The following is a 25,221-nucleotide window of genomic DNA, read 5'->3' on the forward strand; positions in this document are numbered from 1 at the left end:
CGCGATGAGGCCGGTACAGGCGACAAAAATCCCCGCCTGGTCTTTACTCTGAAGCGCGAAACCTCTCAATTGCCAAGGAGAAAGAGCATGTCTGGATGGTATGAAGTGAGCAAAAGCAGTAATGGTCAGTTCAAATTCGTACTGAAAGCCGCCAACGCGGAAACCATTCTCACCAGCGAGCTGTACACCACCCGCGCTGCCGCTGAAAAAGGCATCGTGTCGGTTCAGAGCAACAGCCCGAAGGATGAACGCTACGAAAAGAAAACCACCAAGGATGGCCATCCTTACTTCAACCTCAAGGCTGCTAACCACGAGATCATCGGTAGCAGCGAGGCTTACACCTCCGCTGCTGCGCTGGAGAAAGGCATCGCCAGCGTCAAAGCCAACGGGCCGACCACGGTGATCAAGGACAAGACCCTGCCGGTGCTCTAAACACACCGCCGATCGTTCCCACGCTCCGCGTGGGAACGCCTCTGGGGACGCTCCGCGTCCAGTGACGCGGAGCGTCACGGGCTGGATTCCCACGCAGAGCGTGGGAAGGATCTTTATGGTCTTCAGACCTCGACTGGAACTGTCAGCTTCGGGCTGCCCAACGCATGGGTCTTCGAATCAAAAAACCGCAACTCACTCCCGGTGCCTTCAAACACCTTCGCGTAGTGCCGCTTCTGGTGCTGAATGAAGGCCTTGCTGCGCGGGTAAATCGAGATCGCCACCCGTTGCGGTTTCGCCTGGCGCAAGGCGTGAATGATGTGGCTGTCCTGCTCACCCAGGGCATGGCCAAACAGGCATAACCCGTCGCCATGGCCAAGTAACTGGTCGTAGCAGAACGACAGATAGTCCGAGCTGCGAATGGTTTTGAGCTTGTCCTGCGCCGGCCCTTCATTGACGAACAGCGGCACATCGTCGAGGGTCTTGATCGTGTTGTTGATCGCGAAACTTCCGAGCAACGTGCCCTCGGTCGACATCAGTTTGCGCGCCGTGCCGTCCTGATTCCGCACCAGATGCAAGCCGCCATGCAGGTAAAGCAGGCGGGTTTTATCGGTCGCCGTGGCGCTCAGGTCAAAGCTTGATTCTGCCCCCTGAAACAGGTCGCTGATCGCATCAGGCTGGTGCTGGCTCGCCCAGTAATTGAGCAGATCGTAATTGGTGGTGAACACGGTCCGGTAGCGGCCCAGTTCCTGATTGATCGTCGCCAGCGACGAAGGCACCACCAGCCGCCACGGGATATGCACTGCGTGCACGGTGTTGATCAGCGCTTCCTTGATCGCGTAGTAACGATTGCGCGGCGCGGCGGAACTCACGGCCAGGGCCTTGTTGACCCGGCTGGTGGTTTTCAACGCGCTGAGCACCTGCTCGAAGCTGCGCGTCTGCATGGCGTCGAACACGCTCAGCTCGGACTGGTTCAGGGGTTTTTCTTCGACGGTACGGGCGTTTTCGAACAGCGAGTCGTAGCCGAAATCGTCCCACACGGCGCGACTGGCGCCGTTGCCCACCAGCAGGCCGCTGAACGAGGCGGTGGCGCGCAAGGCGTTCCAGTCTTCAAGTTGGGCATCAACATCCTGGAAATCGGTCATTGCGGTCAAAGTCTCAAAACAAAGGGGCTGATGGGCGGCGACTTTATCACGACCAAGACTTGAGCCAGATCAAGTTACTGCGTAACCGATAGGTCGATCCTGTGGGGCCCCGCTGGATCGGCGCTAACGATTCGGCCTCAGCCAGGAGACTCGCTCATGAGCAGCACGTTTTTCATCCCCGCCGTGAACATCATGGGCATCGGTTGCCTCGACGAAGCCATGGACGCCATTCGCAAGTACGGTTTTCGCAAGGCGTTGATCGTCACAGACGCCGGGCTGGCCAAGGCGGGCGTAGCGAAGATGATTGCCGAGAAGCTGGCGAAGCAGGACATCGATTCGGTGATTTTCGACGGCGCCAAGCCTAACCCGAGCACCGCCAACGTCGAGATCGGCCTGGGTCTGCTGAAGGAAACCCGCTGTGATTTCGTGGTGTCCTTGGGCGGCGGTTCACCCCATGACTGCGCCAAAGGCATCGCGTTGTGCGCGACCAACGGCGGGCAGATTGGCGATTACGAAGGCGTCGATCAATCCACCCAGCCGCAACTGCCGCTGATCGCCATCAACACCACCGCCGGCACCGCCAGCGAGATGACCCGTTTCTGCATCATCACCGACGAATCCCGTCACGTGAAAATGGCGATTGTCGATCGCAACGTTACGCCGCTGCTGTCGGTCAATGACCCGGCGCTGATGGTCGCCATGCCCAAGGGCCTGACGGCCGCCACTGGCATGGACGCACTGACCCACGCCATCGAAGCCTACGTTTCCACGGCGGCCAATCCGATCACCGATGCCTGCGCGCTGAAGGCGATCACCTTGATCAGCAACAACCTGCGCCTGGCCGTCCGCGACGGCAGCGACATGGCCGCGCGGGAAAACATGGCTTACGCGCAGTTCCTTGCCGGCATGGCGTTCAATAACGCATCCCTGGGTTTTGTCCACGCCATGGCCCACCAGTTGGGCGGGTTCTACGACTTGCCGCATGGGGTGTGCAACGCGGTCTTGTTGCCTCACGTACAAAGCTTTAACGCGCTGGTATGCGCCGATCGCCTCACCGATGTCGCCCTTGCGATGGGTGCCGATGTTCACGGCCTCACCCCGGAAGCGGGCGCCCAGGCGGCCATCGCGGCGATTCGCAGTCTGTCCAAAGACGTGGAAATCCCTGCCGGCTTGCGTGAGCTCGGCGCCAAGCTCAACGACATCCCGATGCTCGCCAGCAATGCCTTGAAAGATGCGTGTGGGCTGACCAATCCACGCGTGGCGGATCAGCGCCAGATCGAGGAGATTTTCCGCAGCGCGTTTTAGGAAGTCTTGCGGCCGGGCGCGAGCATCGCGCCCAACGCCAGGCCAGAAACAGGCTGATCCAATAACTCAAAGACTGGCCAAACACCGCGACGCAATAGGGCGGCCAGAACCGCCTGTGGGCTGATTGCTTTGCCGAATCGCGTAAAAACCGGGCTATCCTGCCGACTCTGTCGAACAGAAGTCATCGAGCCCTCCATGCTGCAAAAAAGCCTGATCCGCCGCCTCGACCTGATCACTCTCCAGCTGTTTGTCGCCGTTCACGAGGAGGGCACGCTGACCCGCGCCGCCGCGCGTGAAGCCATCGCCGTGTCGGCGGCCAGCAAGCGGCTGATGGAGTTGGAAGAAGCGCTGGGCATCAGCCTGTTCGTGCGCCAGGCCAAGGGCATGACCCTGACGCCGGCCGGTGAAACCTTGTTGCACCACGCTCGGCAGATGCTGTTCAACGTCGAGAAAATGGGGCTCGAACTGGGCGAACACAGCCACGGTATCCGCGGCTATGTGCGGATGCTCGCCAACCTGTCGGCGATCATTCAATTCCTGCCCGAAGACCTGCGGGACTTTTCCGAGCGTCATCCTCAGGTCAAGACCGACCTCGAAGAACGTCCCAGCAGCGGGGTGATTCAGGGTGTGCTGGATGGCGTGGCGGACCTTGGGATCTGCTCCAGTGACAGCGACGTCAAAGGTCTGCACAGCGTGCTTTATCGACAGGACAAATTGATGGTGTTGATGCTGCCCGATCATCCGTTGGCGAGTCGTTCCAGCCTGGCCTTCGTCGATACGCTGGGCAGCGATTACGTCGGTCTGCATTCCGCCAGTTCAATCAATATGCGTACCCACGCAGCCGCGCGCGAGGCGGGCAAAGTGCTGCGGTTACGGATTCATGTACCGGGTTTCGACGCCATGTGCCGGATGGTCCAGGCCAACATGGGCATCGGCATCCTGCCGCAAAAAGCCTATGAGCTGTTTGGTCGGGCGTTGGGCTTGCACGCGGTGCCGTTGACGGATGACTGGTCGGATCGCGCGTTGGTTCTGGTGGTACGCGATGAAGCGGCGCTGTCGCCGGTGAGCCGGATGTTGTTCGAGCATTTGCGCGGCGAGGTCTGATTATTCTTGATTGGATAGACCGGCCCTATCGCGAGCAGGCTCGCTCCCACAGGGGATTTATGTGCGCCGCAGATCAACTGTGGGAGCGAGCCTGCTCGCGATGGCTGACTTGAGGTCGCAGTAGTCTTTCAGACCGTTCGCGTTTCGCGAACGCTCGTTGCCAACTGAAGGTTGGATTCCTTCGCCCGTGGTCCTCTAGCCTTGGCTCAATTCCAAGAACAACATGAGGTACCCCGCGATGACTGCCCCCTTGAGTGCAATCAAAGTGATCGAGATCGGCACGCTGATCGCCGCGCCGTTCGCCGCGCGCATGCTCGCCGAGTTCGGCGCCGACGTGATCAAGATCGAAGCCATGGGTCAGGGCGACCCGCTGCGCAAATGGCGCAAGCTGCACGAAGGCACGTCGCTGTGGTGGTACCTGCAATCGCGCAACAAGAAGTCCCTGGCGTTGAATCTGAAATCCCCCGAAGGCATTGAACTGGTCAAGCAACTGGCGACCAGCGCCGACGTGCTGATCGAAAACCTGCGCCCCGGCGCCCTGGAGAAACTCGGTCTGGGCTGGGACGTGTTGCATGCCCTCAATCCCAACCTGACGCTGGTGCGCATATCCGGTTATGGCCAGACCGGCCCTTACCGCGATCGCCCAGGGTTCGGTGCAATCGGCGAGGCCATGGGCGGAATTCGCTACACCACCGGCACCCCCGGTTCACCGCCGGCCCGGGTCGGTGTCAGCCTCGGCGATTCCCTGGCTTCACTGCATGCGGTGATCGGCGCCCTGATGTCGCTGCTGCGGGTCAAGACCGGGCAGGGCGGTGGGCAAGTCGTCGATGTGTCGCTGGCTGAAAGTGTGTTCAACGTCATGGAAAGCCTGGTGCCGGAATACGACATGCTCGGCCATGTTCGGGAGCGCAGCGGCGGGGCCTTGCCGGGCATCGCGCCCTCCAACACTTACCTGACCGCCGATGGCGCCTACGTGGTGATCGCCGGCAACAGCGACCCGATCTACAAGCGCTTGATGGACGTCATCGGTCGCCGTGACCTGGCCGATGCGCCGGAATTCGCCCATAACGACGGGCGTGCCGCCAAGAGCAACGTGCTCGACGCGGCGATCACCCACTGGACCAGCAGCCTGCCGATCGACGATGTGTTGTCGGCACTGGAAGCCGCCGAAGTCCCGGCCGGGCGCATCTATTCAGTCGCCGATATCGTCGCCGATCCGCACTATCAGGCGCGGGACATGCTGCTCAACGCCGACCTGCCCGGCGGTGCCACGGTGAAGATGCCCGGCATTGTGCCGAAAATGTCCGAGACGCCCGGTGGCGTGAACTGGTCCGGGCCTGCGTTGGGCCAGCATACCGATGCCATCCTCTCGGGGCTGGGCCTTGCGAATTCGGACATCGAGCGGCTGAAGGCTCAAGGGGTGGTGCAATGATCACTGATTTTTCCGAGACCCTGATTGTTCAGGAAGTCTCCCCCCGCGACGGCTTGCAGATCGAGCCGACCTGGGTCGAAACCGTCGACAAGATTGCCTTGATCGATCAGCTGTCGCTGGCTGGTTTCAGCCGCATCGAAGCAGGTTCGTTCGTTTCGCCCAAGGCGATTCCGGCGCTGCGCGATGGTGAGCTGGTATTCAAGGGCATCGCCCGGCAACCCGGGGTGATTTACGTCGCGTTGATCCCCAACCTGAAAGGTGCACAACGAGCACTGGCGACTGGGGCTGACGAGTTGAACCTGGTGATGTCCGCCAGCCAGACCCACAACCTGGCCAACATGCGCATGCGTTGCGAAACCTCATTGGCCGCGTTCGGCGAGGTTGTGCAATACGTTCGCGGAACGACGGTGCGACTCAACGCCAGCATCGCCACCACCTTCGGCTGTCCGTTTGAAGGCAAGATCGATGAAGATCGCGTGCTGCAAATCGTCGAGGCGTATCAGGAACTCGGGATCCAGGGCATTACCCTGGCCGACACCACTGGCATGGCCAATCCGCGGCAGGTCGATCGGCTGGTGCGGCGGGTCTTGCAACGAGTTTCGCCCGCTGATCTGACCCTGCATTTCCACAACACCCGCGGCCTCGGTTTGTGCAACGTACTGGCCGCTTATGAGGCCGGTGCCCGACGCTTTGACGCGGCGCTGGGCGGCCTCGGCGGTTGCCCGTTCGCGCCGGGTGCCTCGGGCAATATTTGCACCGAGGATTTGGTCAACCTGTGCGCTGAAATCGGCATTCACACCGGCATCGATCTGCCGCTGCTGCTGCAATTGTCGCGAGGACTGCCCGCGCTGCTGGGCCACGAAGTCCCCGGTCAACTGGCCAAGGCCGGACGCAATTGCGATCTGCATCCAAGCCCGTCCTGACCACACCGAATCCCCCTGTAGGAGTGAGCCTGCTCGCGATGACTGATTCACATCAAACATAGATGTCGACTGAACCACCGCTATCGCGAGCAGGCTCGCTCCCACAGTAAAAACACTCACATACAGCCTCTCAACCAGACAACAAAAACAATCGGACACCCACGGGCAGTCCACCTGGAGAATCTCATGAGCCTTAATGTACTGGAGGCGGGCGCGAGCCCGTCCGTTAACCACGACAAAGAAAAAGCCCTGGTCAGCAAAGTCGCCTGGCGCCTGATGCCGTTGATCATGGTCTGCTACCTGTTCGCGTTTTTCGACCGCATCAACATCAGCTTCGCCAAGTTCCAATTGCAGGCCGATCTGAGCCTGAGCGACACCGCTTACGGCCTCGGCGCCGGGTTGTTCGTGGTCGGTTACGTGATCTTCGAAGTGCCGAGCAACATGATGCTGTACAAGGTCGGCGCCCGACGCTGGATCGCCCGGATCATGATGTCCTGGGGGCTCGCCACTGCGGCCATGGTCTTCGTCAACAGCGAATGGCAGTTCTACGTGCTGCGCTTTTTGATTGGTGCGATGGAGGCCGGTTTTGCGCCGGGAGTCCTGTATTACCTGACGCTGTGGTTCCCGCAGCACTATCGCGGGCGCATCACCTCGATGTTGTTTCTGGCGTCGGCGTTTGCCGGTCTGGTCGGGGCTCCGTTCTCCGGGCTGGTGCTTCAACACCTCGACGGGGTCCTCGATATGCGCGGCTGGCACTGGCTGTTTCTGCTGGGCGGCGTGCCTTGCATCGGCCTCGGTTTGCTGGTACTGACGTTGCTCAAGGACCGCATCGAAGACGCCCATTGGCTGACGCCGTCAGAGAAAACGCTGCTGGCCAGCCGCATTGCGCACCATGAACCGCACAAGAGTGGCGGCTCGTTGCTCGCCGCACTGCGGATCCCGGGTTTCCTGACCCTCGGGCTGATCTACTTCCTGATTCAGGTGGCGTCCTACGGCTTGAACTTCTGGGCCCCGCAACTGATACGCAGCGCTGGCACCGAAAGCCCGGTGATGATCGGTTTGCTGACTGCCATCCCTTACATCTGCGGCGCGATCACCATGGTGGTGATCGGGCGGTTGTCCGACTCGACTGGCGAGCGACGCAAATTTGTCGCAGGTCTGGTGGCGGTGGGCGCGGTGGGGTTCTTCTGTGCGGGGATCTTCGCTAATCACACGACCTTCCTGATTGTCGCGCTGGGCTTGCTCGGTGCCGGGATCATCGCGTCCATCCCAAGCTTCTGGACCCTGCCGCCCAAGCTGCTGGCCGGTGCGGGGGCAGGGGCTGCTGGCGGGATCGCAGTGATCAACACCCTCGGCCAGTTCGGCGGCATCGTCAGCCCGGTGATGGTGGGGCGGATCAAAGACCTGACCGGCAGCACCACGCCGGCGCTGTATGTCATCGGCGTCTGTGCGCTGATCGCCGTCGCGCTACTGCTGTGGGGGTTGCCGCAAAAGCTGCGCACGCTCGACAAGTTTTAAAAGTTTCGCAGGCTACGCCGGTTCCTGCTCCGACCACGCATCACTGCTGGAGCTGGCGAAGGCTGCGATCGCAAGAAGATGATCGTTCCCACGCTCTGCGTGGGAATGCTTCAAGGGACGCTCCGTGTCCAGCGACGCGGAGCGTCACGGGCTACATTCCCACGCAGAGCGCGGGAACGATCAAGACGTTGCTGTTATCGCTTTTTCCAATGTGCCACCGAACTGAATCAACACCACTCCAGCCATTAACAACACCGCCCCAAACACCCGCGGCAACGTCATCTCCCGCTCCACCAACCCAAACCACCCGAAGTGATCCAGCACCAGCGACGCAACCACCTGTCCCGCCAGCGCCAACGCCATAAACCCCGACGCCCCGAGCTTGGGCAGCAGCACCAGCGCCAACGAAATAAAGCACACCCCAAACGCACCGCCGGTCCACATCCACAGCGGCGCCTTGCTGATGAACGCCAGTGACGGCAACGGCAAACGCAGCGCCAACATAACCGGCAACAACACCACAATACTGATCAACAACGACGCGAGGGTCGCCCACAACGGATGGCCCAAGCCACGCCCGAGGTTGGCGTTGATTGCGCTTTGAAAAGGCACCACCGCCCCGGCTATCACGGCCAGCAGCAACAGCCCGGCCCAATGCAACGTACTCATGATGAATCTCCAACAGGTTTTGCTGGACTCTAGAGTATTCGTCGCGCAGATTTAAATTCCAAATAGCTATCCAGAACATGCATCAGATGAATGATCTTCGCCGCCTCGACCTCAATTTACTGGTGATCCTCGACGCCTTGCTCAGCGAGCAACACGTGACCCGTGCCGCTGAACGCCTGCACCTGAGTCAGCCGGCCGTCAGCCATGCCTTGGCGCGGTTGCGTGATCTGCTTGGCGATCCTTTGCTGGTGCGGGCGGGCGCCAGTCTCGTGCCAACCCCGCGAGCCCTGGAGTTGATGGCGCCGTTGGCCGAAGCCCTGGCTCAAGTGCAATCGCTGCTGGCACCGAATACCTTCGATCCGGCCACCGCCAAGCGCACGTTTCGACTGGCGATGTCCGACTACGGTGCTGCAATCGTCCTGCCGGGGTTAGTACGGACCTTGCGCCGTGAAGCGCCGGGCATCGACCTGCAAATCAGCCATGCCAGCCGCGAAGGCATGCTCGAGGGTGTGCTCAACGGCGACATCGACGTAGCTGCAGGCGTGTTTCCAGAGTTGCCGAACGAGTTGCGCAGCACCCCGCTGTTCGAAGAGCACTATGCCTGTCTGGTCGACCGCAACAGCCTGCCCGCCAATGGCGTGCTCGACCTGCCAACCTACCTCGCCCGCCCCCACGTCCTGCTGGAAATGCGCGGCAGTGGCACCCCGGAAATCGAACGAGCCCTTACAGCCCTGCGTGAACGCCGTCGCGTGGCGATCAGCCTGCCGCACTGGAGCGTCGCCCCGGAATTCATCAGCGGCACCGACCTGATCCTCACCGTCGCATCCCGAGGGTTGCTCAATATCGATGAGCAGTCGCTGATCGTCGTTCCGCCACCGTTTCATATTCCGCCGTTTACGTTTGTGTTGGTTTGGCACAAGCGGCGGGGCGGGGATCAGGCGTTGAACTGGTTGAATGGGCAGATTGGGGAAGGGATAGTACGTGGCGATCAAACCGGCTCATCAATTAACGATTGAGGTGAAAAATTGCTCAGCGGCCTCAACCACCTGACCCTCGCCGTCACCAATTTGAACCGCAGCGTGGCGTTCTATCGCGATCTGCTGCAACTTCAGCTTGAAGCCACCTGGGACACTGGCGCCTATCTCTCGCTGCCGGGTCTTTGGTTGTGTCTTTCCCTCGATCCACTGCGCAACTCTGAACCCGCCGCCGATTACACCCATTTCGCCTTCGGCATTAACGCAACAGACTTCCCGCTCTTCGTCGAACGCCTGCGATCCGCCGACGTCCGGGAATGGCGTGATAACCGGAGCGAAGGCGCATCCTTCTACTTCCTCGACCCTGACGGGCACAAGCTCGAAGCCCATGTTGGCGATCTGGCGTCACGGCTGGCAGCCTGTCGGCAACGTCCCTATGCGGGAATGAAGTTCTTCGACGATCTGTAAGTCGGATCCCGGGAACCTGAGATAGACTTGCGTGCATTCACCCCGGCTCAACAGGACTTCCAATGACCCCATCGCTGCTAATGGCTGTTCTCGCCTCAGGCTTTATCTACGGCATCACGCCGGGGCCGGGTGTATTGGCAGTGTTTGGCATTGGTGCGGCGCGCGGTCGAAGGGCCGGGGCGGGGTTTCTCTGCGGGCATTTGCTGGGGGATGTGGTCTGGTGCAGCACTGCGCTGATCGCGATTGTCGGTGCGCGGGAAATCGGCAGTAGCGCATTCGATGTGCTGGGCGTACTCAGCGGGCTGTACCTGTTTTGGCTTGGTCTGCGTGCGGTTCGCGCTCGTCGCAGCAGTGACGAAGCACCTCAAGGCCCGGCGCGGCAGCCATTCTGGCACGGCATTCTGTTTGGCCTGACCAATCCGAAGGCTTACCCGGTGGCGGTAGCGACTTTTACCGCGCTGCTGTCCAGCCGTGCCGAACTGCTGCACTGGTCGATGCTGCCGTGGCTGATTGTCCTGAGCTTCGTTGGTGGTCTCATGGCCTACGCTATCCTCATTGGCATTGTCGGTGCGCGGCAGGTACGCATGTTGTACCAGCGCCATGAGCTGCTGATCACCCGGTTGTGTGGGGTGATGTTTATCGGATTCGCCATCAATGCCCTGGCGCATGCATTGCCGGGGTTGGTGACGAACAAGGCGTGAGGCTGATTGCAAGGAAGCGTCAGTTGTACTGATGGGGCAGGGAAGGTTATTTATTGCTGCATTGGCCGGACACGCTCACCGCACTATGGCAACCAGAAATTCCGCGCCGTTGGCGAGTTACATCGATCTCTTGCTGGACGCCGTCTGTGCGGTCGACAAACAAGGTCGCTTCGTATTTGTCAGCGCGGCCTGCGAGCGCATTTTCGGCTATACCCCCGAAGAGCTGATCGGCCAGCCGATGATTGATCTGGTGCATCCCGCCGATCGTCAGCGCACCCTCGATGCCGCGCGGGAGATCATGGGCGGCGAGCCCAAGCTCAATTTCGAAAACCGCTACCTGCGCAAAGATGGCCAAGTGGCGCACATCCTCTGGTCGGCGCGCTGGTCGGAAGTCGACCAACTGCGCATCGCCGTGGCACGTGACATCACTGAGCGTAAACAGGCCGAATCCCGGCAAGCGGCGTTGTATGCGATCTCCGAAGCGGCCCACGCGGCGGAAGACTTACTGGCGTTGTTCAAGCGCATCCATTCGATCATCGGCGAATGGCTGCCGGCGCTGAACTTCTCCGTGGCGCTGTATGACGAACACTGCGCCCAGCTGAATTTCCCTTATCACGTCGACGACCTGGAGCGGCAACCCGAGCAGCCCGGAACGATCACCGGACGTCTCTGTGCGGAGGTGATTCGCAGCGGCCAGCCGATTCTGCTGACCCCGGATCAGGACCATTTGCCGCAAGGGTTCGAGGCGCTGGTCGCGGGTCCGCATTCACCTTGCTGGCTGGGTGTGCCGTTGAGTTCACAAAACGGCACCATTGGTGCGCTGATCGTTAAAAGCGTGCCCGGTGGTGAGCGCTACACCGAACAGGACAAGGAGCTGCTGCAATACGTTTGCGCCCAGGTCGCCACTGCGATTGAGCGCAAGCAATTGCATGCCAGACTCCAGCACATGGCCCAGTACGACCAACTGACTCAGTTGCCCAACCGAGAGTTACTCCGGGACCGGCTTAAAGATTCACTGGCGCTGGCGCGGGCGGACTCTGGCCGAATGGCACTGCTATACGTCGACCTCGACCGCTTCAAGCAAGTCAACGACACCTACGGCCATGCGGTCGGCGACATGCTGCTGCAAGCGGTCGCCAACCGGCTCAAAGGCTGCGTTCGAGAAACCGACACGGTGGCACGCATCGGCGGTGATGAGTTTGTGGTGTTGTTGCACAGCATCCACGCCTCCGAAGATGCCCACAGCGTGGCGGGAAAAATCCGACAGGTTTTGGCTCAACCCCTGCGTCTGGACGGCCACAGCCTGATCATCCAGACGAGCATCGGCGTTGCGCGATACCCCGACGACGGCACTGAAGAAAAGCAGTTGTTCCGACATGCCGATGAGGCCATGTACGTCGCCAAGCGCCAACATCAACAGCGCCTCGGCGTCTGAAAAATCTGCCACCGTTCGTCGCGGCGATTTCAATTTTTCTAAACCTTTGTGGTGATCGAAATTCTGATTCTATGCGGGCTTCTGCTCGCCGCGATCATTACCAAGAGGTAGAGAATCATGCCTAACTCAAGAAACTCGAACTCGGGAAACTTCGGCAACGATCGAACGAAGGCGTCTGAAGCCGGTCGCAAAGGTGGGAAAACTACCACCACGACCGTCGATAAAGACTCTTCGAAACCCGATATGGGCCGCAAAGGTGGTCAGAAATCGAAGTAGCGGTGAAGGTAGTTTTGATTGAGAGGCGGGAGCGTAAGCTCCCGTTTGAATTTTTAACGAGGAGGGCGCGACCATGAGCCGGATGGCCACCCGATTACGCAATGCCAGTTTTGCCACATTGCTGGGCCTGTGCGCGAGCAGTGCCTTTGCCCAGTCCCCCGCCGAATTCATTAACGATGCGTCGGCCAAAGGCATGGCCGATATCGAAGCCAGCCGCCTGGCGCATCAGAAAACCGAATCCCAAGTGGTCAAGGACTACACCATCGTCGTCATCAATGACCGCACCACCGCCAACCAGCACTTGGCGAAAATTGCCAAGCAACTGGATTTGCCGGTAGCTCCGCGCGACGAAGTCGTCGATAAAGCCAAAGCCTTGATGCCGCAAGTGCAGGACGGCGCGAGCTTCGACCAGGCCTACGCGGCCAGTCAGGTGAAAACCACCCAGGAAGCCATCGAACAGCTTCAACAGGCAGCGCAGACCATCGATGTGCCTGAAATCAAAGCCTTCGCCGAAGAAACGTTGCCCAAGCTGCAGAACCACCTGGAAATGGCCAAGGCGCTGCAAGCCAGTCGCTAACCCACAAAAATGCGGGTGACCTCGAGTCACCCGCGATGAGCCCGATCAGCCTTCATCCAGATCCTGCTTGCCTTTTTCCTGGACGACAGTGCCGTCCAGGGAAATCGTTTCGCCCTCGCCAAGTTGCCGATACTTCTTTCGCAGCGCTTCCAACTGTTTGAGGTCCAGCGCCTCAAGCCCGAGCATTGCGTTCTGCGCCTCCTTCGTCACCCGCAGCAACTCATCGACCTTCAAGTGCAAAATGTCCGTATCGCGGTTCTGGGTGTTCTGGATCAGGAACACCATCAGGAAGGTGATGATGGTGGTCGACGTATTGATGATCAGTTGCCAGGTGTCGTTAAAGTGAAAAATCGGCCCACTCAAACCCCACAGAAAAATCAGAATGATCGCCCCCATGAACGTCTTGGGGCTGCCGGCCCACAGGGAAAGTTTCTGAGCGACGTTTGCGAATTTCATAGCCGTGCTCCTTATAGGGATGCGCCTGATTTTCAGACAGCGACGGCGAGTTGGAAATTCTAATTACATTTGCATGTTCAATAAAAAAACCGGCCCTTGAGGTCAATGCTGATCAGTTAAGAAACGACACAATCTGTAGCAGCTGGCGAAGCCTGCGTTCGGCTGCGAAGCAGTCGTGAAATCAGACGATGCGGTGTTAAAGGAAGACCGCAAACTCAGGTTTTACGACCGCTGCGCAGCCGAACGCAGGCTTCGCCAGCTGCTACGGATCGCGTTTTGGCTTAACTGATCGGCATTAGCCCTTGAGGCCGGTTTTTCAGGAGTCCATTCACTCCACCAACTTCACGTCCACCGACCAACTGAAGTACCCCAATGCCTCGCAGCTTTTATCGATCAGCATGAATTGCAGTTCGCACGTCGCCACCCCAGCCGCCAATTGCGTGCAGTGCCAATAATGATCATCGGCCGTGTGGCTGCCCGGTTGGGTCGGGTTTTCGGGATCGGGTGCAGGGACTGTCAGGTTGGCGTGGACGACCAGTTCGGGCGGTGAAAGTACCCCGGCATCACCGACAGACATTCCGTAGAACACCACACTGTGTTCGGCGAGCAAGCTGACGGTCCTGCCACGGATTTGGAAGTTCTTTCCGTTATTGGCGGTAAGCGTCATTAAGCTGTCATTAGTTGTACTTTGTGTGGGTTTTGTGCCGCTGATGGGAAAGATGAAACCTTCCTCGATCCTGGTCGGATTTTGCGGATCAGGACTAGGTTGCGGATAGCGTGAAAGCAGTGATTCGGCATCGACGATCAGCAGCACATTATTGGCTGGCGCAATATTCGTCGAGGGTGAGGTAATCGGTTCAGAGGTCATCATGGATTCCTTTCATGATGTTGCTGCATAACGACAGCCGCGTCGGCTCAAGCAGGACATCCCGTCCCGGCCCAGGCGGCAACGAACTCGGTAGGCCCCTCGTCGCCAAGGGGCCTGGTCATCGTCAGTTTCGGATAGTAATGAACGGGTCCCACGAGCAGCAGCCTACGATCTTGCAGTCACGATCAACGATCAGGAAATGGAAGTGGTAGGTCACGCTACCGCATGAAAGTGTTTCCGAAGACCAGTAATGGTTGTCGACTTTCTGGCAGCTAGGCACCGACGGGTTGCTGGTGTTGGGGACGGCAACGCACGCTGTAGCCTTGCGGGGCGTGGGTGTTGAGATCAACTCGTTGCCGACGTTGCCAATGAACTTGTAGAAAATCACTGCCGTCTCGAAGCTCTGCGACAGGCTGGTTTCACGCCAGCGAATCAAGTCGCCAACCTGGGCTTTCAAGTTGAGTTCGCCACCGGCCTGGCCGCTGACGACGTTGTTCTGATTGGTCACCATGTACACATGATTGACGTCGATCAACGTCGGCGAGGCAGGGTTTTTGCTGATGTTCGGGTAGTTTTTCAGAATGGTTTCAGTGTCGATTGAAACAAGTACATCCGTGACTCGAGACATAGTAAAGCTCCTTGTTCATAGTGAATGCCTGGCATCTTCCAGGCACAACAACGCTTGCTTGCCTTACGGCCGTTGCAAACACACTACGGGCGGAACCCACCTGTCACGGGCATGAGCTGGCCTTGCTCCTTGCGTGCAAACTAACGGGTTCGGGTTCCTTCCGACGGGCCGCGATTGGACTATAGATGTGAATTTTAGGCTGTCAAAATTGCTTCGCTTCTAGTTCGACGAACGGTTGATTTGATTATCACTTCAAAAGATTTAGCGATAAAAAATGTTCATTCAAGTTCTCTTCGTACGTTCCATCCCGCATCGGTGGAGGTATCGTAGCGAACCGGTTTTCCGCCTCTTGCTACAACAACGCACCGACAGGAGAACGCAATGAGTTGGTCCGCCAAACAATACGTCGCTTTTGAAGATGAACGCACACGCCCCGCGCGTGACTTGCTGGCCGCGATCCCTGCTATGGACGTGCGCTTGGCAATCGACATCGGCTGCGGCCCCGGCAACTCGACCGAGTTGCTGATTGAGCGCTTCGCCAATGCCACGGTGCGTGGCCTGGACAGTTCGACCGATATGATCGACGCCGCCCGCCAGCGCTTGCCGCAGGTGCAGTTCGATACGGCTGATATTGATACCTGGAACGAAAACGGCCCGTTCGATGTGATTTTCGCCAACGCGGTGTTGCAGTGGCTACCTGATCACGCGAAGTTGCTGCCTGCACTGGTGAGCAAGCTGGCGCCTGGTGGCAGCCTGGCGATCCAGATGCCGGACAATCTCAACGAACCTTCGCATCGCTTGATGCGCGATGTTGCAGCCGATGGACCATGGGTGGGCAAGTTGGCGGGCGCCGCCGGGCAGCGGGCGGAGATGGCAGATGCCAGTGGTTATTACTCGATGCTGCGAGCCCACTGTTCCCGTGTCGATGTGTGGCGCACGACTTACTATCATCCACTGGCTGGCGGTGCGCCGGGTGTGGTCGAGTGGTTCAAGGGCAGCGGATTACGGCCGTTTCTTGATCCGTTGGATGAGGCGGAGCGGGCGCAGTATCTCAAGCAGTATCTAGCAGCAATCGAGCGGGCCTATCCCCCATTGGCCGATGGTTCAGTGCTGCTGCCGTTCCCGCGGTTGTTTATTGTTGCGACGCGCTGATGCGTTGATGAAAAAGGGACAGGTCCCGCTCTGTCCCTTTCTCGTACTCATGGCCGAGCCTCTCGCTGTAGCTAGTCAAGCAACTGATCAATCAAAACCGCGTTGCTATAAATCAAGCTTCCATCACTCGCTCGATGCCCGACCAAATGGAACTGACCGCGCTCGTTGTGGATATAGACGCGCATTTGGCAGTCGGACAAAGGGCCATATCCCTCTGGCAATTTCAACTCCAGTGAGCTCATGTCGACATCGACCATGGCTTCACGCTCATGGGTCTGTTGCAGGCGTTCTTCAGCTTCCTCCAGACCTCGATGGAGGGGGCCGTCGACGTAAAAATGGATTTCACCCATCGGGGTCGACTTTTGTGCTCCGTTGACTTTGCACCAGCCTTCGATCGTCAAGGCACTCATGACGAAACCTCCGTTATGGACGGGGCCGGACTCTATCGCTCCGGGCCGTCACTTGTCTGACCGCTATGCATAGGCAAGGACTTGGTGGGCGCTTTTCACCGGTCTTTGCCTTGCGTAATCAAAGCTAATTATAGCTGGCGACCGCGTTTCGCTTACTCGACGTGGCGCCCAGGCAAGATGTGTTACTTAATAGTTACAGTTATATAGCGAATCGATTTTAAGTGATCAAGTTGGCGCTGAAGTTGGAATATCCAAGCCCTCAAGGCTTTTAACGAAAAGCGCCTGTTTCGACCATGAACTATACTTCCTGCGGACTTTGCCACAAAGACAGGTGGTCTTTGTCTAGCCTGTTTTGGCGTCAGATTAGTATCGATTTGACGGTGTTGTTCTGTGGTGATGCTTAGGCATACCGATGAGTAACAGGAATAGGATGAAGTCAAAATGGCAATGGCAATTATTCTTGTACTAATCGTTATTGCGTCCGTGCTGTTCCATCTATTAGCGCCTTGGCATGCTGCTCCTCCAGCGTCCAACTGGGGATCGATCGACACCACACTGTTCATCACCCTGGTCATCAGCGGAATATTTTTCATCGCCGTTACCCTGTTCATGGCATTGGCGGTGATACGTTTCCGTCACAAGGAAGGTGTCAGGGCGGCCTACCAGCCAGAAAACAAAAAGTTGGAGACATGGTTAATTATCGTGACCTCAATAGGTATTGCCGCGATGTTGGCGCCAGGGCTGGTTGTTTATGACGATTTCATTCGGGTGCCGAAAAATGCTTTAGAACTTGAAGTGGTCTCCCAGCAGTGGCAATGGGCTTATCGTTTTCCGGGCCTGGACGGGAAACTGGGTAAGTCGGATATAAAGTTTGTTGATTCGGTCAATCCTCTAGGTCTTGATCCCAAGGATCCTGTCGGACAGGATGATGTACTTGTCAGAAGTAATGTAGTTCACCTTCCGCTCGATCAGCCGGTGAAGGTCTTATTGCGTTCCAAGGATGTACTGCACAATTTTTATATACCGCAGATTCGCAGCAAGATGGACATGGTGCCGGGGATGGTGTCGTACTTTTGGTTTACGCCAACTGTAATCGGGAAGTATGAAGTCCTGTGTGCCGAGTATTGTGGCGTCGGTCATTACAACATGCGTGGCCATATGATCGTGGAAGACCAGGCCACCTTCGATCAATGGCTGAACAGCCAACCGACTTTTGCGCAGACATTGACGGCAGCTGCCAAACCCAGTCAGGACAGCGTGCTGGAAAAAGGTCGCCAGTTGGTCGAAAGATACGGCTGCGGTGCCTGCCATAGCCAGGATGGCAGTACCAGTCTCGGCCCGGGATGGAAGGGGTTGTACGGCCGCACTGAACAGTTTGTCGATGGCTCCAGTGCGCTGGTCGATGAGGCCTACCTGAAAGAGTCGATCCTCGATCCGAAGGCCCGACTGGTGCAGGGCTACCCGCCAGTCATGGTGGCCTATACTCTCACTGAAGATGAACTGGGTGCTGTCGTCGCCCTGATCAAATCACTGGGTGTCGCGCAGCAAGAGCCTTCTGCCAGCGAAAAACTCGACAGAGGTGACGACCTGGCGACGCAGGGGCAGCGGCTGGCCGAGTCGCTCGGCTGTCTGGCCTGTCACAGTATTGATGGCAGCAAGGGCGTCGGCCCCAGTTGGCAAGGCCTGTATGGCGAGACCGTAACCCTTGCCGACGGTTCGACGGTAAAGGCCGATGAGGGCTACATAGAAGATTCGGTTGTTAATCCCGGTGCCAAAATCGTCAAGGGCTACGCAGCCGTCATGCCGGCCTTTACCCCGAGTGATCAGGAGTTGAACGCACTGATCGCTTTTATCAAATCCAAAGCGAAAGCCGACGCTGATGCGAGCAAGGCGGAGCCAGGGAAGTAGCCGTAAGCAGCCAGGAATGCACCGAAACTTCGACAGGAGATGACGTGATGGCCTATGCGGAGCAAGCCGAAACAGAAGCACTACACGAACCCAAAAGCTTCCTGACCAAATACATCTGGAGTCAGGACCACAAGGTCATCGCCATTCAATATTCCTTGACGGCTTTGTTCGTGGGCGTTATCGCCGTGGTGTTGTCCGGCTTGATGCGCATACAGATTGGTTTCCCCGGCGCTTTGGAGTTCATGGACGCCAGTGCTTACTATCAGGCGATGACCATGCACGGCATGATCATGGTTATTTACTTGCTGACGGCCTTGTTTCTGGGTGGTTTCGGTAACTATCTGATCCCGCTGATGGTGGGCGCCCGCGACATGGTCTTCCCCTATGTCAACATGCTGAGTTACTGGTTCTACCTGCTAGCGGTAGTGGTGTTGCTCGCCAGTTTTTTTGTCCCTGGCGGCCCCACCGGTTCGGGCTGGACCCTCTATCCGCCACAGTCCATTTCTCAGGGGACACCGGGGGTCGAGTGGGGCATCGTCCTGATGCTCGTCTCACTGGCGATTTTTATTGTCGCAGCCACCATGGGCGGGTTGAACTACGTCACCACGGTGTTGCAGGCGCGCACGCACGGCATGACATTGTTTCGCATGCCGCTCTCCGTATGGGGCATCTTCATGGCCTCGATCATGGCCTTGCTGGCCTTCCCTGCGTTGTTCGTCAGTGCGGTCATGATGCTGTTTGACAAGCTGTTGGGCACCAGCTTCTTTATGCCGGCGATGATCTCGCTGGGGCAGCAGATCGATCACCAGGGTGGCAGCCCAATATTGTTCCAGCACCTGTTTTGGTTCTTCGGCCACCCGGAGGTTTACATCGTTGCGCTCCCTGCGTTTGGTCTGGTCTCCGACTTGATCAGCACGCATGCGCGTAAAAACATTTTCGGTTACCGAATGATGGTGTGGGCCATTATTGCGATTGGCGTACTCAGCTTTGTGGTCTGGGCGCACCATATGTATGTCAGCGGAATGAACCCGTACTTTGGCTTTTTCTTCGCCGTCACCACCTTGATCATCGCGGTGCCGACCGCACTGAAAGTCTACAACTGGGTGCTGACCCTGTGGCGCGGCGACATCCATCTGACCGTGCCGATGCTGTTTGCCCTGGCCTTTATCGTCACCTTCCTGGTCGGCGGTTTGACCGGCTTGTTTCTCGGCAATGTGATCGTGGATATTCCGCTCTCGGACACCTATTTCGTTGTAGCGCATTTTCATATGGTGATGGGGGTTGCGCCGGTATTGGTGGTGTTCGGCGGCATCTATCATTGGTTCCCTAAAGTCACCGGGCGCATGTTGAATGACACCCTGGGCAAGTTGCATTTCTGGATTACTTTCCTGGGGACCTACGCCATCTTCTTCCCCATGCATTACTTGGGTTTCCAGGGCATGCCACGCCGTTACTACGCTTATGACAACTACGCGTTCATTCCGCAGTCGGCACAAGAGTTGAACGCCGTCATAACAGTAATCGCATTGACCGTCGGCGTTTCCCAGTTGTTGTTTCTGTTCAACCTGGCCTGGAGTGCATTCAAGGGCAAGCCCGCAGGCAGTAATCCCTGGGGCGCGGCCAGTCTGGAATGGCAAACGCCGAATACCCCGCCGATACACGGTAATTGGGGCGCGAAGCTGCCGGTTGTGCATCGTTGGGCCTATGACTACAGCGTGCCGGGAATAGAGCAGGATTTCGTTCCGCAAACAGTCTCCGCCGAGGAGTTGGAGCAGATGCGGCAACAGAGTGCCGGAACCAGGATAGCGGACGTTAAAACATGAGCAGGTTGCTATTGAGAAACGCCGATGGCGCTGACCCCGGCGGCAGCTGGAATCGAAATCCGGAGGGTATTCAGGCGGGTGAAGGTGCCGATCGAAACCAAATCGCAAGAACAGGCCTGCGCTTATTCCTGGTCGTGGTGAGTTCGTTATTCTTCCTCTTCTTGCTCGCCTTTATTGCCCGTTCACAAATGAATGATTGGCTACCCCTGACAGAGCCCATGGCCCCGTTAGCCAATCTTTCGCAGCTATGGCTGAACTCGGCTTTTCTGGTATTCAGTTGCGTCGCACTGCAGTGGTCGCGTATGGCCGCCCGACGGGCGCAACTGGGTGCAACTGTAATTGGTTTTGCGTTGGCGGGCGTATTCGCCATTGCTTTTCTGGTGGGTCAACTCTGGGTCTGGCAGCAGTTTGTCGCCTGGGGTTACTTTCTCGCCAGCAATCCGGCCAACAGCTTCTTCTACCTGTTGACCGGCCTGCATGCGCTCCACCTGCTGGGCGGGTTGATAGCGTGGGGCATAATCGTTGCTAAATTCCTGCAGCGCGTGCCGTTGCCGCAACTCAGCGCCAGCGTAGAGCTGTGTGCCATCTATTGGCATTACTTACTGTGCCTTTGGTTCGTGCTCTTCGCTTTGCTGGCCAGCACGCCGCAAACCTACGAAGCGATCGCCAGATTCTGCGGCCTGAGGTGAACAGCCATGGCATCGCATCCACTTGCCCCAGGCGACTCCAGTTCATCCAATCCATCCGGCTTGCCGCCTGTAGCCGGGTGGCAGGGCATCGCCAACGACTGGTCCTCGGATAAGGAGGCTTTCAAGCAGGTGCCTTGGGGCAAGGCGATGATGTGGATATTCCTGCTCAGCGATACTTTTATATTCACCTGTTTTTTAACCGGCTACATGTCGGTACGCATGACCATCACCGCCGCCTGGCCGAACCCCAGCGAAGTGTTCGCACTAACGATCGGCGGTCAGTCGATCCCACTTATTCTGATCGCCATCATGACTTTTGTGCTGATCAGTAGCAGCGGCACCATGGCCATGGCCGTCAATTTCGCTTACCGCCGTGATCGCGCGAAAACCACTGCCCTGATGCTGGCGACCGCTGCCCTGGGTGTGACCTTTGTCGGCATGCAGGCCTTCGAATGGAGCAAGCTCATCGCAGAAGGCGTGCGTCCCTGGGGGAACCCTATGGGAGCGGCGCAGTTTGGCGCCAGTTTTTTCATGATTACCGGTTTTCACGGACTGCATGTGTCAATCGGCGCCCTTTACCTCAGCATTGTGGCGATGAAAGTATGGCGGGGAGATTATGAGCGCTCTGGAAACTATCAGAACGTCGAGATAGCCGGGCTTTACTGGCATTTCGTGGATTTGGTGTGGGTGTTTATTTTTGCTTTCTTCTATTTATGGTAGAGGAGCACGGGTGATGGCACATGCTCAAGGTCAGCAACATCCAATCAGCTTGTACCTTAAAATCTGGGGGCTGTTATTCGTCCTCAGCACGCTGTCGTACCTTGTCGACTATTTCCAGTTCCATGGTTACCTTCGGTGGTCCCTGATTATCACTTTCATGTTGTTGAAGGCAGGTTTAATTGTCTCCATCTTCATGCACATGGCCTGGGAACGATTGGCCATGGTCTACGCCATACTGTTGCCACCTTTGTGTTTATTGGTGCTGGTTGGACTGATGGCCACCGAGGCAGACTATGTTTTCTTCAGTCGGGTCATTTCCTTCGGCCAGTAAGCAGCTTCTGGATGGCTGTCAGTCTCCTGTGGCTAACCCGATATGACTCGCTTGAACTGATGCCATTTGTGCTGCCAGGCCACTGTCCAGTGGGGGGCTGCCGTTCCCGTGCCGGCAATCTCCAGCGCTGGGTGATGTTCGATTACCCGGTCCAATACCGACTCCTGATCCGGCTCGACATCGACGAAGAAAATATGTTTTCCCTCTTCTACCACCTGTTTAAAACTGCGGAAGTGAGTGTTTGGCACCTGGATGCCAAAAAAACCGCCTTCCCAGATGCAGAAGCCAAATACAACAACGGCAAGAAAGACAAAAGGCGTCCAGCCGGCGGCGGATTCGGTCCAGCCCTGCCAATAGGCGACGCCAAGAACCAACGCTGCGAGGGGCACACCGATCACTGCACCAATTTCGCCAGAGTGGACAACATCCTGTTCCATTAACGAGTTGATTTCGTGAAGGTGATGTTGTTCAACTTCGGCAACGTGTTGACTGAGCACATGAATTTGTTCGGAATTGATGCCGCTGGCTTCCAGCTCATTTTCAACGGCTTCAAGATCGTCGAGATTGTTGCTGATGTAATAGTGTCGATTCATGCCACACCTCCCATCTCGTGCTTGCCGTAGACCTCCTTAGTCTTGCAGCGCCAATCGAGATTTGCAGTCGGTATCAACCCCCTTGGGCAACGCTGTACGCTTCATTCAAATCATAAAAAAGTATAGCACTGCCTATCATTGGGGCATGGGGACGGGAAGCATGCGCTCTGATGCTCCCGGCAGGTTCCCCGGCAACCCAAATCCAGGGCACAAAAAAACCGGTCACAACGGACCGGTTTTTGTGTTCTTGCGTCTCCAGTCAAAAACATTCTGACGTGAGACAAAATTCGGTTGGAGCGGGTGAAGGGAATCGAACCCTCGTTATCAGCTTGGGAAGCTGGAGTAATGCCATTATACGACACCCGCTGAGCGGCTGACTTTGTACCAGATGTGGCCGTGGAAATGAAGTTTTTCTTTGCGTGGGACGGCTTTAGCGCAAAAGAAACGAAAGCAGAGACCGCATGACGGTCTATCGCGGGCAAGCCTCGCTGCTACAGGAATGCATTCAACACCGTAGGGCGAAGCTTGCTCGCGATGACACTGTTTCAGATGGCCAATGCATGTTGGTCCTGGACGTAGTGATAACGCGGTCGACTTTCGTGTTGTGAAGGTTTCAGGAAGCCCAGCAATGCGTTGCGGCTGTCTCGGCAAGCTGCTTTGTGTTCCATGTCGAGAAAGTGGCCGGTGGCCTGCAGGGTGGTGAAAGTCGCGTGTTGCACATGATTGGCGAACAGTTGGGCACCGTCGGCAGCGGTGTACTCGTCCCATTCGCCGTTCATGAACAGCACCGGTACGTTGACTTTCTCCGCGGCCTTGAAGAAGCACTGGCGATCACTGTGCAGCAGATCGCTGATGTGGAAGTGCATCTGCCCGTACTCATGCTCGGCCAGGGAACTGACGTGCCGATAATTGAAGCGCTTGAACAGGGTCGGCAGGTGTTTGCCGATGGTGCTGTTCACCAGGTTGCCCACCCGATCACCGTCCCGGCTGCCGAGGTAATCGATGCCGCGCTCGAGGTAGTCGAGCATGTGCGCGTTGATCTCCGGAGAGAACGAGCTGATCACGGCTTTTTCGATGCGCCGTGGCTGCTGGGCCAGGGCGACCAGGGTCGCGGCGCCACCCCAGGAAAACGACAGCACGTGTTCGGCGGCGAAGTGGTCGATCAGCTCCAGGAGGATCTGCCCTTCGATTTCCTTGGTCAGCAATTTTTCGTGCAGGTTGTGGGCTTTCGACTTGCCCGCGTAGGGCTGGTCGTAGCAGACCACATTGAACTGCGGGTGAAGGTTTTTCACGGTTTGTGCAAACGACGCAGTCGTGGCCATCGAGCCGTTGACCAAAATAATGGTCTTCTCTGCGGCGTCTGCGCGATAGAACTCCGTGTAAACCCGATACTGACCCTGTATATCCAGCACAGCGATTTCTGGCCTCATGTCATAAGACTCCTGGCAAGCGGGTATGCGTGCAAATCAGATTGCACGAGCTTTGTGACAGGTAGGCATACGCCTGGAATTTGAGAGGCCCATGTCGATCCATTGCAGTCCGGTCGACGGGTATTGTTATTGGCGGGCAGTCTGCCGGGGGAAAGCGGAACCTGAGGGTTCTCTACCGGCAAAAAGTTTCTTAGAAGTATGTTGTGACTCGTCGGTCACATTTCGGCCGACGTCCTGATTCAAGCAGGGGTCACGTCATCGCGCAAGTATCTTTGGAAAATTGTTCGACAACTTCTGCTGAGCGGTCGTCTGCTTAGATCAATTGAATCTCTTCGGTGCGTAATGCGCGGTACTCGCCCGGTTTCAGGGCACTGTCGAGCACCAACGGGCCCATGCTTTCGCGGTGCAGGCGCAGCACCTTGTTGTCGAAATGGCCGAACATCCGCTTCACCTGGTGATAACGGCCCTCGACGATGCTCAGCCGCGCGCAGTTTGGTCCGAGTACGGCCAGCTCGGCGGGTTGGGTGGTGAGGTCTTCGAAGGCGAAGTACAGGCCTTCGGTGAATTTCAATGCGTATTGCGGGCCAATCTCTTGCTCGGTCTCGACGTAGTAGACCTTGGGCAGTTTGGTTTGCGGCTGGGTCAGGCGTCGCGACCAGCTGCCGTCGTTAGTGATCAGCATCAGGCCGGTGGTGTTGAAGTCCAGGCGCCCGGCGATGTGCAGGTCTTCCTTGTCCGGCTCATGGATCAGGTCGAGCACGGTCGGGTGTTGCGGATCGCGGGTGGCACTGACGCAGCCAGACGGTTTGTGCAGCATGAAGTAGCGTGCAGGCTTGCCGACTTGCAGCAGCTCATCGTCGACTTCCACGCGGCTGAATTCCTGTACGTCGGCGTGAGGATCGCTGACGACTTTTCCGTCGATCCTGACACGCTTTTCCACCAGCAACAGACGTACCTGCTTACGGTTGAAGCGCGGCAGGTTGCTGAGGAAGCGGTCGATGCGCATGACGAGGGATCGGCAGGAAAGGGGGACGTATCTTACGTGATCGATTGTGCGGGTGCTTACAGCTGCGCCTCGACTTGCGCGCAGCGTGGGCACAAGCAGGATTTGTCGCGCAGTTCGGGTGGCAGCGCTTCGAGCACCGCCGGGTCGATGCTGACGCCGTAGCACCAGCAGGCCCGATCGGCGGTTCGCGGGTCGGCCAGGGTACAGTCGTTGGAGGCGCCGCAGGCCGGGCAGAAATCTGGCTTATTCAT

Annotated in this window: 28 protein-coding genes and 1 tRNA gene; 18 read left to right on the forward strand and 11 right to left on the reverse strand. The window is 57.7% G+C overall.

What is annotated here, in order from left to right; genetic code table 11:
* Positions 1-87: 87 nt before the first annotated feature.
* Positions 88-432: a YegP family protein gene (locus tag ACQ4OB_RS19785; RefSeq protein ID WP_074874228.1), complete on the forward strand. Its 345-nt coding sequence runs from the start codon at positions 88-90 to the stop codon at positions 430-432.
* Between the two features lie 122 nt (positions 433-554).
* Here ACQ4OB_RS19785 and ACQ4OB_RS19790 read toward each other — a convergent pair whose 3' ends face one another.
* On the reverse strand, positions 555-1,574 hold the full coding sequence (locus ACQ4OB_RS19790; protein WP_430956299.1) for a DUF4917 family protein: 1,020 nt from the start codon (positions 1,572-1,574) through the stop codon (positions 555-557).
* A 156-nt stretch (positions 1,575-1,730) separates the two neighbouring features.
* Between ACQ4OB_RS19790 and yiaY the strand changes: the two genes are divergently transcribed.
* The 5 genes from yiaY to ACQ4OB_RS19815 all read left to right on the forward strand — a co-directional run bounded on the left by yiaY (position 1,731) and on the right by ACQ4OB_RS19815 (position 7,856).
* A complete protein-coding gene (gene yiaY, locus ACQ4OB_RS19795; RefSeq protein ID WP_430956300.1) occupies positions 1,731-2,879 on the forward strand; it encodes an L-threonine dehydrogenase in 1,149 nt (382 codons plus the stop codon).
* Between the two features lie 195 nt (positions 2,880-3,074).
* Positions 3,075-3,983 carry a LysR family transcriptional regulator gene (locus tag ACQ4OB_RS19800; RefSeq protein WP_074874232.1) on the forward strand — a complete coding sequence of 303 codons (909 nt, stop codon included), beginning with the start codon at positions 3,075-3,077 and terminating at the stop codon, positions 3,981-3,983.
* Positions 3,984-4,221: 238 nt separating this feature from the next.
* Positions 4,222-5,415: a CaiB/BaiF CoA transferase family protein gene (locus ACQ4OB_RS19805; protein ID WP_102615507.1), complete on the forward strand. Its 1,194-nt coding sequence runs from the start codon at positions 4,222-4,224 to the stop codon at positions 5,413-5,415.
* The gene (locus ACQ4OB_RS19810; RefSeq protein ID WP_430956301.1) at positions 5,412-6,338 is read left to right on the forward strand and encodes a hydroxymethylglutaryl-CoA lyase; all 927 of its coding nucleotides are present in this window, start codon (positions 5,412-5,414) and stop codon (positions 6,336-6,338) included. Before ACQ4OB_RS19805 ends, ACQ4OB_RS19810 begins: the two co-directional genes overlap by 4 nt.
* A gap of 186 nt (positions 6,339-6,524) precedes the next feature.
* Positions 6,525-7,856 (forward strand): MFS transporter, encoded by a 1,332-nt coding sequence (locus tag ACQ4OB_RS19815; RefSeq protein ID WP_430956302.1) that lies wholly within the window; start codon positions 6,525-6,527, stop codon positions 7,854-7,856.
* Between the two features lie 180 nt (positions 7,857-8,036).
* On the opposite strand, the gene ACQ4OB_RS19820 is transcribed toward ACQ4OB_RS19815, so the two are convergent.
* Entirely contained in the window at positions 8,037-8,525 is a 489-nt protein-coding gene (locus ACQ4OB_RS19820; protein ID WP_430956303.1) for a DMT family transporter, read from the reverse strand.
* A gap of 77 nt (positions 8,526-8,602) precedes the next feature.
* Here ACQ4OB_RS19820 and ACQ4OB_RS19825 point away from each other — a divergent pair, with 77 nt between their 5' ends.
* The 6 genes from ACQ4OB_RS19825 (at position 8,603) to ACQ4OB_RS19850 (ending at position 12,956) form a co-directional block, all read left to right on the forward strand.
* Positions 8,603-9,541, forward strand: a complete 939-nt coding sequence (locus ACQ4OB_RS19825; protein WP_430956304.1) for a LysR substrate-binding domain-containing protein — start codon at positions 8,603-8,605, stop codon at positions 9,539-9,541.
* Positions 9,542-9,550: 9 nt separating this feature from the next.
* On the forward strand, positions 9,551-9,967 hold the full coding sequence (fos, locus tag ACQ4OB_RS19830) for a fosfomycin resistance glutathione transferase (RefSeq protein WP_074874238.1): 417 nt from the start codon (positions 9,551-9,553) through the stop codon (positions 9,965-9,967).
* A gap of 62 nt (positions 9,968-10,029) precedes the next feature.
* The gene (locus tag ACQ4OB_RS19835; protein WP_074874239.1) at positions 10,030-10,668 is read left to right on the forward strand and encodes a LysE family translocator; all 639 of its coding nucleotides are present in this window, start codon (positions 10,030-10,032) and stop codon (positions 10,666-10,668) included.
* An 85-nt stretch (positions 10,669-10,753) separates the two neighbouring features.
* Positions 10,754-12,103 (forward strand): sensor domain-containing protein, encoded by a 1,350-nt coding sequence (locus tag ACQ4OB_RS19840; RefSeq protein ID WP_102615512.1) that lies wholly within the window; start codon positions 10,754-10,756, stop codon positions 12,101-12,103.
* Positions 12,104-12,220: 117 nt separating this feature from the next.
* Complete coding sequence (locus ACQ4OB_RS19845) at positions 12,221-12,379, forward strand: KGG domain-containing protein (RefSeq protein WP_074874241.1); 159 nt, start codon at positions 12,221-12,223, stop codon at positions 12,377-12,379.
* A gap of 73 nt (positions 12,380-12,452) precedes the next feature.
* Positions 12,453-12,956: a DUF4142 domain-containing protein gene (locus tag ACQ4OB_RS19850; RefSeq protein ID WP_074874242.1), complete on the forward strand. Its 504-nt coding sequence runs from the start codon at positions 12,453-12,455 to the stop codon at positions 12,954-12,956.
* A gap of 45 nt (positions 12,957-13,001) precedes the next feature.
* On the opposite strand, the gene ACQ4OB_RS19855 is transcribed toward ACQ4OB_RS19850, so the two are convergent.
* From ACQ4OB_RS19855 to ACQ4OB_RS19865, 3 genes are all read right to left on the reverse strand, one after another.
* Entirely contained in the window at positions 13,002-13,412 is a 411-nt protein-coding gene (locus ACQ4OB_RS19855; protein WP_074874243.1) for a low affinity iron permease family protein, read from the reverse strand.
* 328 nt (positions 13,413-13,740) lie between these two features.
* A complete protein-coding gene (locus ACQ4OB_RS19860) occupies positions 13,741-14,280 on the reverse strand; it encodes an AidA/PixA family protein (protein ID WP_430956305.1) in 540 nt (179 codons plus the stop codon).
* 124 nt (positions 14,281-14,404) lie between these two features.
* On the reverse strand, positions 14,405-14,908 hold the full coding sequence (locus tag ACQ4OB_RS19865) for an inclusion body family protein (protein ID WP_046046162.1): 504 nt from the start codon (positions 14,906-14,908) through the stop codon (positions 14,405-14,407).
* Positions 14,909-15,289: 381 nt separating this feature from the next.
* Between ACQ4OB_RS19865 and tam the strand changes: the two genes are divergently transcribed.
* Entirely contained in the window at positions 15,290-16,060 is a 771-nt protein-coding gene (tam, locus tag ACQ4OB_RS19870) for a trans-aconitate 2-methyltransferase (protein WP_102615514.1), read from the forward strand.
* Positions 16,061-16,131: 71 nt separating this feature from the next.
* Here the strand turns inward: tam and ACQ4OB_RS19875 are convergent, their stop codons facing one another.
* The gene (locus ACQ4OB_RS19875) at positions 16,132-16,470 is read right to left on the reverse strand and encodes a hypothetical protein (protein ID WP_074874247.1); all 339 of its coding nucleotides are present in this window, start codon (positions 16,468-16,470) and stop codon (positions 16,132-16,134) included.
* A gap of 441 nt (positions 16,471-16,911) precedes the next feature.
* Here ACQ4OB_RS19875 and ACQ4OB_RS19880 point away from each other — a divergent pair, with 441 nt between their 5' ends.
* From ACQ4OB_RS19880 to ACQ4OB_RS19900, 5 genes are read left to right on the forward strand one after another with little or no spacing between them, the layout of a single operon-like run.
* Positions 16,912-18,378, forward strand: a complete 1,467-nt coding sequence (locus ACQ4OB_RS19880; protein ID WP_074874248.1) for a cytochrome c oxidase subunit II — start codon at positions 16,912-16,914, stop codon at positions 18,376-18,378.
* Between the two features lie 47 nt (positions 18,379-18,425).
* Complete coding sequence (gene ctaD, locus ACQ4OB_RS19885) at positions 18,426-20,201, forward strand: cytochrome c oxidase subunit I (RefSeq protein ID WP_074874249.1); 1,776 nt, start codon at positions 18,426-18,428, stop codon at positions 20,199-20,201.
* Positions 20,198-20,890 carry a cytochrome c oxidase subunit 3 gene (locus tag ACQ4OB_RS19890; RefSeq protein ID WP_430956306.1) on the forward strand — a complete coding sequence of 231 codons (693 nt, stop codon included), beginning with the start codon at positions 20,198-20,200 and terminating at the stop codon, positions 20,888-20,890. Before ctaD ends, ACQ4OB_RS19890 begins: the two co-directional genes overlap by 4 nt.
* Before the next feature lie 6 nt (positions 20,891-20,896).
* Positions 20,897-21,610 (forward strand): heme-copper oxidase subunit III family protein, encoded by a 714-nt coding sequence (locus ACQ4OB_RS19895; protein ID WP_074874251.1) that lies wholly within the window; start codon positions 20,897-20,899, stop codon positions 21,608-21,610.
* 13 nt (positions 21,611-21,623) lie between these two features.
* Positions 21,624-21,941, forward strand: a complete 318-nt coding sequence (locus ACQ4OB_RS19900) for a cytochrome C oxidase subunit IV family protein (RefSeq protein ID WP_074874252.1) — start codon at positions 21,624-21,626, stop codon at positions 21,939-21,941.
* A 32-nt stretch (positions 21,942-21,973) separates the two neighbouring features.
* Here ACQ4OB_RS19900 and ACQ4OB_RS19905 read toward each other — a convergent pair whose 3' ends face one another.
* The 5 genes from ACQ4OB_RS19905 to ACQ4OB_RS19925 all read right to left on the reverse strand — a co-directional run bounded on the left by ACQ4OB_RS19905 (position 21,974) and on the right by ACQ4OB_RS19925 (position 25,221).
* Positions 21,974-22,534: an NAD/FAD-utilizing enzyme apparently involved in cell division gene (locus ACQ4OB_RS19905; protein ID WP_074874253.1), complete on the reverse strand. Its 561-nt coding sequence runs from the start codon at positions 22,532-22,534 to the stop codon at positions 21,974-21,976.
* A 292-nt stretch (positions 22,535-22,826) separates the two neighbouring features.
* Positions 22,827-22,900, reverse strand: a tRNA-Gly gene (locus tag ACQ4OB_RS19910).
* A gap of 179 nt (positions 22,901-23,079) precedes the next feature.
* Positions 23,080-23,964 (reverse strand): alpha/beta fold hydrolase, encoded by an 885-nt coding sequence (locus ACQ4OB_RS19915; RefSeq protein WP_074874254.1) that lies wholly within the window; start codon positions 23,962-23,964, stop codon positions 23,080-23,082.
* Positions 23,965-24,277: 313 nt separating this feature from the next.
* A complete protein-coding gene (locus ACQ4OB_RS19920) occupies positions 24,278-24,970 on the reverse strand; it encodes a pseudouridine synthase (protein ID WP_102615518.1) in 693 nt (230 codons plus the stop codon).
* A gap of 56 nt (positions 24,971-25,026) precedes the next feature.
* Positions 25,027-25,221, reverse strand: coding sequence for a cysteine-rich CWC family protein (locus ACQ4OB_RS19925; protein ID WP_008153014.1), 195 nt, complete (start codon positions 25,219-25,221; stop codon positions 25,027-25,029).

Origin of the sequence: Pseudomonas sp. ES4 (assembly GCF_050586665.1) — a bacterium.
In the GTDB taxonomy this organism is placed as follows: Bacteria; Pseudomonadota; Gammaproteobacteria; order Pseudomonadales; family Pseudomonadaceae; genus Aquipseudomonas; species Aquipseudomonas frederiksbergensis.